The organism is Marivita sp., assembly GCF_020055635.1.
Classification (GTDB): domain Bacteria; phylum Pseudomonadota; class Alphaproteobacteria; order Rhodobacterales; family Rhodobacteraceae; genus Marivita.
Genome location: NZ_JAIPUT010000020.1, coordinates 57,996 through 66,775 on the forward strand (window position 1 = coordinate 57,996; position 8,780 = coordinate 66,775).

Below are 8,780 nucleotides of genomic sequence, written 5' to 3' on the forward strand. Positions count from 1 at the left end.
CCCCGCTCCCGAAAGCCGGCGGACCTGTGGGGCAGACACGACAGATTGCACCGCAAGACATGTGGTTGTGCTTGCCGAAACGGCACAGCGGTCAGGAATTCAGCACTTGAAAGGCAGGCCGGCGACAGGACGCAGCACGAAAAACGGCGACCGAAGCCGCCGTTTTCAAGAACTGCGCTGACATTCAGCCCCTATCCGACATGAAACAGGGTCGAGAACAGCTTCGGATCAAGGCTTTCGGCCGCGAACAGATCGCCCTCGGTCAGCACCGAGACGGCGTCGTGGCTGTGAAGGCTTTCCTGGTGGCTGGCCAGCACGCGATAATCACCGATGCGCGGGTCTGCCTGCAATTGTTCGGCGAAAAGCCGCGCGGCATCCTCGACGAAGATCGGGTTGGCCGCGTTCAGTTCGGCAAAGGCCTGTTCGTCCTCGCGCTTGACCATGACCTGGGTTTCCGTTGGAACCGCCTCGCGGCACATGTCGATCAGGTCTTCGAACCACAGGCACTTGCCGGTCTTCACCTCGACCGAGATCCGCGCGACCGACCGCTGCGAATGCGGCGTGGCCAGTTGCCCGCGCTCGCGCCGGGCATGTTCCGACAGTTCGAGCGAACAGGGGCAGGTCGAGCTGTAGACGTAATCCAGGTGCATGATCGTCCGGCGCACGCCGCCCATGTCCACCAGTTCGAGCGCGATGTCGTAATACTGGAACCCCGCCAGCCCGGAGCGCAGGCTGTTCACCCGCATCGGGAAGGACAGGCGCATGTTGATGCGAGCATCGAAAGATTCGAGATCCGACTTGTAATCATCCAGCGCCGCCTCGATCACGCCGAAACTGAAGGTCTTGTCGGCATGCACGTAGAACGACCGCATGATGCGGCTCATGTTGATGCCCTTCTTGTCGGCATCGAGGCTGACCGTGCCGGTGACGCTGGTTTCCAGTGTCAGATCGCCATTGTCGCGGGTGTGATAGCTGATCGGCAGGCGGAAATTGGAGATGCCGACATGCTGGATGCCGCGATTGGCCCCCCGGATCAGCGCCGAGGGCCCGTTCTGCAAATCCGGCAGCGAGGCCTTGTAGTCGCCGTCCACGACAAAGTCCTCGGGATACTCCCGCGCCAGCACCGGGTAGCCATCCGGTTCAGCCTCGACCAGCCGGCGCAGAACCGGGTCGACCTGGTCGATCTCGCCATCATGAGACTTGCCGGCCCATTGCCGCAGCAGCGCCAACGCGGCCTCTGCCTCTTCGCGGCTGGGTTTGCGGTCGATTTCGGGTGTATGGATATTCATGCGCAGGCCCCCTCGCCTGTTGGACATGCCCTCAAGATAAGCGCGTCCCCGATTAAGTCCACTTACCTGAGTGTACGTCATATCATGTAGCACGGATCAATCTTAAGGGGAAAAAGCCGCGGTCAGACTGCGTCCAGCGCCCCCAGGATATCGTCGATCAAGTCGCCCGTATCTTCGATACCGACAGAAAGTCGCACCAAACCGTCGGTAATGCCCAGAATGGCACGCTGCTCGGCACTCAGCCGCTGGTGGGTTGTCGTGGCGGGATGGGTGACGATGCTTTTCGCATCCCCGAGATTGTTGGAGATCAGGATCACCTGCAGCGCGTTCAGAAACGCAAAGGCCGCCGCCTTGCCGCCCGCCAGTTCCAGCGCCAGCATGGTCCCGCCCGACCCCATCTGGCGCTGTGCCAAGGCGGCCTGCCTGTGCGACGGCAATCCGGGATAGATCACCTGTTTCAGCCTGGCATGCCCGTCCAGCGCCTCTGCTATGGCCAGCGCCGAATGCGCCTGAGCGCGGACGCGCAAATCCAGCGTTTCCAGCCCCTTCAGCTGCACCCAGGCCGTAAACGGCGACATCGACCCGCCGGTATGCTTCATGTAGGGCTCGACCACCTTGCGGATATGGTCGCGCGTGCCAAGGATCACGCCGCCAAGGGTGCGCCCCTGCCCGTCGATATGCTTGGTCGAGGAATAGATGATCACATCCGCGCCCTGAGCCAGCGCATCCGAATACACCGGGGTGGAAAACACGTTGTCCACCACCACCAGCGCGCCCTGGGCATGCGCGATCTCGGACACGGCCGCGATATCGACCAGTTCCAGCGTCGGGTTCGACATCGACTCGAAAAACACCGCCTTTGTGTCGGGGCGCACAGCGGCGCGCCACTGGTCCAGATCGGCCCCGTCGACCAGGGTCACCTCGACGCCGAACCGCGGCAGGATATCCTCGACAATATAGAGACACGATCCGAAAAGAGCGCGCGCCGACACGAGGTGGTCACCCGCCTTGAGCATCGACATCAGCGCGCCATTGACGGCCGCCATACCGCTTGCCGTGGCAAAGGCGTCCTCCGCCCCTTCGAGCATCGCGATGCGTTCCTCGAACATCGCCACGGTGGGGTTGCCGTAGCGGGCATAGATATATTCGTCCGGTCCGGACTTGATGAATCGCTGCTCGGCCTGTTCGGCGCTGTCATAGACAAAGCCCTGCGTGAGAAAGATCGCTTCGCTGACCTCGCCCCACTGGCTGCGTTTGGTGCCGCCATGCACCAGTTTCGTCCGTGGTTTTCTGTCTTTCATGTCTTCACCTGCGTGGGCCCGGCCCATCAAAAAAGCCCCGTTCCGGCCAAGCGAAAGGGGCTTTCGGCTGACCTTTTAGCGGCATGTTTTCCGCCGGGTTTCCCCGGCGAGTGGCCCGCAATCCGGTAACAAATCGCCACAACGGTGCATTAGACCCATTGGGACCCGAAATCAAGCAACGACCGCGCTTCAGCGCACAGCCCCCTGCTTCTTCTCTTTCCAAATATGCAAACGCACCAGGGGCCAAACGCGGATCGCGCGTCATGTCTTGCGATCCCGCGCCACACGCACCGGGAACCTGCATGCGCGCCCGCCCATCCGATCCGGTCAGAACGGCACGTCGTCGGCAGCACAGATGAACCGGGCGACGACCTTTTTCGTACCCGCCTTGTCAAACTCGATCTCGAGCTTGTCGCCTTCGATCCCCATCACCGCGCCATAGCCGAATTTCTGGTGAAACACCCGCTCGCCCAGCGCGTAGGAACTCAGCGCGGTGGCGTCGATCACGGTGTTGCGCGCCTCGGCAGGCTGGCTGACCGGGCGCTGTTGCGACCGCGCCTGAAGCCGTCGCCAGCCGGGGGAGTTGTAGACATTTGCATCCGCCGCCTTCTGGTGCAGGTCGGACCCGGCCATCATCTGCGTCGCGGGCGATGCCATGCCTGCCGCGCCATAGCCGCCGCCGTAAAGCCCCGGAGGCGTCAACACCTCGACATGCTCTTCCGGCAATTCGTCGATGAACCGCGAGGGAAGCGCCGATTGCCATTGGCCGAACACCCGGCGGTTGGCGGCGAAGGAGATCGTGCAAATCTCTTCGGCCCGCGTGATGCCGACATAGGCGAGGCGGCGTTCCTCTTCCAGACCCTTGAGGCCGCTCTCGTCCATCGACCGCTGCGACGGGAACAGCCCGTCCTCCCAACCCGGCAGGAACACGGCGGGAAACTCCAGGCCCTTGGCGGCGTGCAGGGTCATGATCGACACCTTCTCGCCATCGCCGCCCTTGTCATTGTCCATGATCAGGCTGACATGCTCAAGAAATCCTTGCAGGTTCTCGAATTCCTCCAGTGCCTTGACCAATTCCTTGAGGTTCTCCAGCCGCCCCGGCGCCTCGGGTGTCTTGTCGTTCTGCCACATGCCCGTGTAGCCGCTTTCATCGAGAATGATTTGCGCGAGGTCGATGTGGGATACCTCGGGGTCCGCAAACCTGACGCGATTCACTTCCAGCGACCCATCGTCCAGAACTTCATCACCATCCTCAATGATCGCAGCGCCACGCGTCATCCGGCCCCAACGGTCCAGATCGCGCACAAGCTGGCCAAGTTCGGACCCGCCCTTGCCCTTGATCAACCCCTGCTCCACCGCGAGCCGCGCGCCTTCGACAAGGGACACGCCATTGGCACGGGCCACGGTCTGGATCGTCTGCTGTGCCTTGTCGCCCAGCCCGCGCTTGGGGGTGTTGACGATCCGTTCGAAGGCCAGATCGTCGTCCGGGCTGGTCACGACGCGGAAATAGGCCATCGCGTCGCGAATCTCCATCCGCTCGTAGAATCGCGGGCCGCCGATGACGCGGTAGGGCAGACCGATGGTCAGGAACCGGTCCTCGAAAGCGCGCATCTGGTGCGAGGCGCGGACAAGGATGGCCATTTCGTCCAAGGACACAGCCCGCATGCCGCGCGTGCCGGACTGCATCGCCTCGACTTCTTCGCCGATCCAGCGGGCCTCTTCCTCGCCGTCCCAATGGCCGATCAGGCGAAGTTTCTCGCCCTCCTGCGCATCGGTCCAGAGCGTCTTGCCCAGACGCCCCTGATTGCCCGCGATCACGCCGGACGCCGCCGCAAGGATATGCGGCGTGGAGCGATAATTCTGTTCGAGCCGCACCACATGCGCGCCTTCGAAATCCTTTTCAAACCGCAGGATGTTGCCCACCTCGGCACCGCGCCAGCCATAGATCGACTGGTCGTCATCGCCGACGCAGCAGATGTTCTTGTGCGCGCTCGCCAGGAGCCGCAGCCACAGGTACTGCGCGACGTTCGTATCCTGATATTCGTCCACGAGGATGTATTTGAACCAGCGCTGATACTGGTTCAGCACATCGGGATGCGCCTGAAAGATCGTGACGACATGCAGCAGCAGGTCGCCGAAATCGACCGCGTTCAGTTCCTTGAGCCGCGCCTGATAGAGCGCGTAGAGCTTTGGCCCCTGATGGTTATACGCGCCCGCATCGGCGGCGGGCACCTTGTCGGGGGTGATCGCGCGGTTCTTCCAGCCGTCGATGATGCCCGCCAGTTGCCGCGCGGGCCAGCGCTTGTCGTCGATGCCGGCGGCCTGCACCAGTTGCTTGAGCAAGCGCAGCTGATCGTCGGTGTCGAGAATCGTGAAGTTCGATTTCAGCCCCGCCAGTTCGGCATGGCGGCGCAGCAGTTTCACGCAGATCGAATGGAAGGTGCCGAGCCACGGCATGCCTTCGACAGTCTCGCCCAGAAGCCGCCCCACCCGTTCCTTCATCTCGCGCGCGGCCTTGTTGGTGAAGGTCACGGCGAGGATCTCGTTCGGACGCGCCCGCCCGGTGTTCAGAAGATGCACGATCCGCGTGGTCAGCGCCTTGGTCTTGCCGGTGCCGGCCCCGGCCAGCATCAGGACCGGGCCATCCATCGTCTCGACCGCCTGGCGCTGTGCCGGGTTGAGATCGTCCAGATAGGGCTGCGGGCGCGCGGCCATCGCACGGGCGGACAGCGAGGCGTTTTCGAACGCCTCCATTTCATCGAAACTGCTCATGTCCCGCAAGATAGCGTCAGACATCGCAGAGATAAAGATGTTCCGATAATGTTCGCTCGCCCGAGGGCCGATTTCCTTCTGGGGAAATCACCGGATTTTTCGAAAAATCCGCGCCCGGCGGCTACCGGATCGCCCCGCGATTGTGCGGCGTGTAGGGTTTGATCGACCCGTTGGCGCGCGGGAATGCAAAGACATCCGTAACCGTGGCGATCTTGCCCGCGACAGGCACCGGTGAGGTCAGTTCCCACTGCGGCACCATCCCCGATCCGGGCTGGTAGAACTGGCTCACCGGCGTCATCGAGCGTTCATAGACATCCCGGTGATCGGAATAGGCCTCGCGCGCCGCCATCATCCCGGTGACGCCCGCGGCATCGAAGACCCTGCCATCGGGAAAGGCGCAGTTCAGCCGGAATCCGACCTCTTCGGCGGTGGGCAGCCGTTCGAGCGCATACACGTAGGCCATCTGGCGCAGCTCGTGCGGGCGCAGACCCAACAGTCGTTCGATCTCGTTGGCGACCTTGCCATACAGGTATTTTTCCTGCGTCACATAGCCCAGCGCGCTGCCATATTGCTGCACCGCGCGGTCGGATGTGGGGCTGACCACCTTCACCAACCGGTTCGGCCCGTCGAGAGTCCAGTGTTTCATCGAGCCGTGCTTGATCAGATCACCGACATTCATCAAAAAACTCCTTGGGCTGCAAAAACGACGGACTTGTCAAAACATGTCTGTAAATAACGGCAGAGTAGCCATTCCGATCGCCTGCTGCAACGCCTTGCCGGCAGGTCGTACAGGTGTCTCGTGCGCCGGGCCCGTCGCCCGCGCGTGGCTTCTGGACAATTCCGAACTTCTGGCCACAAATGCGCGGCTATGGACCATCATGCAAAATACCCCGCCATCCGGGATCTCCGGGCGCGCGCGCAGCGGCGCATTCCGAAATTCGTCTGGGAATACCTGGATTCTGCCACCGGCAACGAAGCGACCTTGCGGCGCAACCGCGCGGCGCTGGACCGGGTGCTGTTCACGCCATCGATCCTGCACGGCGAAACGACGGTTGATCTGACAACCGAGTTCTGCGGCAAGAGCTATCCCCTGCCCGTCGGCATCAGCCCGCTGGGCATGTCCGGCATGATCTGGCCCGATGCGGAACGCAAGCTGGCGCGGGCGGCGACGAAAGCGGGCATCCCCTACAGCATTTCCACCGTGGCGACCCGCACGCCCGAAGACGTGGCGCCGCGGCTTGACGGCAATGGCTGGTTCCAGATGTACCCGCCGCGCGACGAGGGCATCCGCACCGACATGCTCAAGCGCGCAAGGGACGCGGGGTTTTCGACCCTGATCCTGACCGTCGATGTGCCGGTGCCGTCGCGGCGCGAACGTCAGGTGCGGTCGGGCCTCACCACGCCGCCGAAACTGACGCCGCGGCTTCTGGCGCAGATCGCGATGCGCCCGACCTGGGCGATGGGAACAGCACTTCAGGGCATGCCCCGGATGCGCCTGATCGACGATTACGCCGGCAAGGTGACGGGGCTGAGTTCGACGCAGCACGCAGGCTACCTGCTGCGCACCTCGCCGGATTGGGATTACGTGCGCTGGCTGCGCGACGCCTGGGATGGCACGTTTTTCGTCAAGGGGGTGCTCAACCCCGACGACGCGCCGCGGCTGGAACAGGCGGGTGTCGATGCGATCTGGCTGTCGAACCATGCCGGTCGCCAGTTCGACGCGGCCCCGGCCCCGATCGAGGTGCTGCCGGCGATGCGCAAGGCCACGTCCCTGCCGCTGATCTTCGACAGCGGGATCGAAGGCGGACTGGACATGCTGCGCGCCATCGCCCTTGGCGCGGATTTCATCATGCTGGGCCGGGCCTGGCATTATGCGCTTGCCGCGCTGGACACCGATGGGCCGCCACACCTGGTCGAGATCCTGCAAAAGGACATGGCCGCGAACATGGGCCAGCTTGGCCTGTCCCGGCCCGTCGATCTGCGCGGAAAGGCGCGGATCGACGGGCCTTCGATCTTTCCCTGATCCGCGTGTAGATGTTGAGATTGTAACGAAATCTTACTAAGCACCGTTCAGACCCTTTTACGTCAGGATTGCTGCCATGCCAGACTTCAAGAAAATCCTCGTTGCCAACCGCGGTGAGATCGCCATCCGCATCATGCGGGCCGCCAACGAGATGGGCAAGAAGACGGTTGCCGTCTATGCCGAGGAAGACAAGCTGGGCCTGCACCGGTTCAAGGCGGACGAAGCTTACCGGATCGGCGAAGACCTCGGGCCAGTGGCCGCCTATCTGAGCATTGACGAGATCATCCGGGTGGCCAAGGGCGCGGGCGCGGATGCGATCCACCCGGGATACGGCCTGCTTTCGGAAAACCCCGATCTCGTGGATGCCTGCGTTGCCAACGGCATCACCTTCATCGGGCCGCGCGCCGAAACCATGCGCGCGCTGGGGGACAAGGCCAGCGCGCGGCGGGTGGCGATCGAAGCCGGCGTTCCGGTGATCCCGGCGACCGATGTTCTGGGTGACGATTGGGGCGCAATCACCAAGGAAGCCGAGGAGATCGGTTTTCCTCTGATGCTCAAGGCAAGCTGGGGCGGCGGCGGGCGCGGCATGCGCCCGGTCAACAATGCCGAGGAGCTCAAGGAAAAGGTGCTTGAGGGCCGCCGCGAGGCCGAGGCCGCGTTCGGCAATGGCGAAGGCTACCTGGAAAAGATGATCATCCGCGCCCGCCATGTCGAGGTGCAGATCCTCGGCGACAAGCAGGGCCACATCTACCACCTCTACGAGCGCGATTGTTCCGTCCAGCGCCGCAACCAGAAGGTCGTGGAACGCGCCCCTGCCCCTTACCTATCGGAGGCGCAGCGCGAAGAACTGTGCGAGCTGGGCCGCAAGATCTGCGCGCATGTGAATTACGAATGTGCGGGCACGGTCGAATTCCTGATGGATATGGATGACGGCAAGTTCTACTTCATCGAGGTCAACCCGCGTGTGCAGGTCGAACACACCGTCACCGAAGAAGTGACCGGCATCGACATCGTGCAGGCGCAGATCATGATCGCCGAGGGCAAGTCGCTGGCCGAGGCGACCGGCAAGGCCAGCCAGTACGACATCCGGCTCAACGGTCATGCTTTGCAGACCCGTGTGACGACCGAAGATCCGCAGAACAATTTCATCCCCGATTACGGCCGGATCACCGCCTACCGCTCGGCCACCGGCATGGGCATCCGCCTGGACGGCGGCACGGCCTATGCGGGCGGCGTGATCACGCGCTATTACGACTCGCTTCTGACCAAGGTAACGGCCTGGGCGCCGACGCCGGAAAAGGCGATTGCCCGGATGGACCGCGCCCTGCGCGAATTCCGGGTGCGCGGCGTGTCCACCAACATCGCCTTCGTGGAGAACCTGCTCAAGCACCCGAC

6 protein-coding genes are annotated in these 8,780 nt (G+C 63.1%); 2 read left to right on the forward strand and 4 right to left on the reverse strand.

The genetic code is table 11. The features are described 5' to 3' along the window. Positions 1-191: 191 nt before the first annotated feature. The 4 genes from folE2 to LCF60_RS11590 form a co-directional block, all read right to left on the reverse strand. Complete coding sequence (gene folE2 / locus LCF60_RS11575; RefSeq protein ID WP_292291920.1) at positions 192-1,289, reverse strand: GTP cyclohydrolase FolE2; 1,098 nt, start codon at positions 1,287-1,289, stop codon at positions 192-194. Between the two features lie 122 nt (positions 1,290-1,411). After that, positions 1,412-2,590, reverse strand: a complete 1,179-nt coding sequence (gene metZ / locus LCF60_RS11580) for an O-succinylhomoserine sulfhydrylase (protein ID WP_292291922.1) — start codon at positions 2,588-2,590, stop codon at positions 1,412-1,414. 327 nt (positions 2,591-2,917) lie between these two features. Continuing rightward, positions 2,918-5,362, reverse strand: coding sequence for a UvrD-helicase domain-containing protein (locus tag LCF60_RS11585; protein WP_292291933.1), 2,445 nt, complete (start codon positions 5,360-5,362; stop codon positions 2,918-2,920). Positions 5,363-5,483: 121 nt separating this feature from the next. Further along, positions 5,484-6,041 carry a hypothetical protein gene (locus LCF60_RS11590; protein WP_292291923.1) on the reverse strand — a complete coding sequence of 186 codons (558 nt, stop codon included), beginning with the start codon at positions 6,039-6,041 and terminating at the stop codon, positions 5,484-5,486. 189 nt (positions 6,042-6,230) lie between these two features. Here LCF60_RS11590 and LCF60_RS11595 point away from each other — a divergent pair, with 189 nt between their 5' ends. Beyond that, positions 6,231-7,385, forward strand: a complete 1,155-nt coding sequence (locus LCF60_RS11595) for an alpha-hydroxy acid oxidase (protein ID WP_292291925.1) — start codon at positions 6,231-6,233, stop codon at positions 7,383-7,385. 76 nt (positions 7,386-7,461) lie between these two features. Further along, on the forward strand, positions 7,462-8,780 hold a 1,319-nt coding region (locus LCF60_RS11600; protein ID WP_292291926.1), incomplete at its 3' end, for a biotin carboxylase N-terminal domain-containing protein.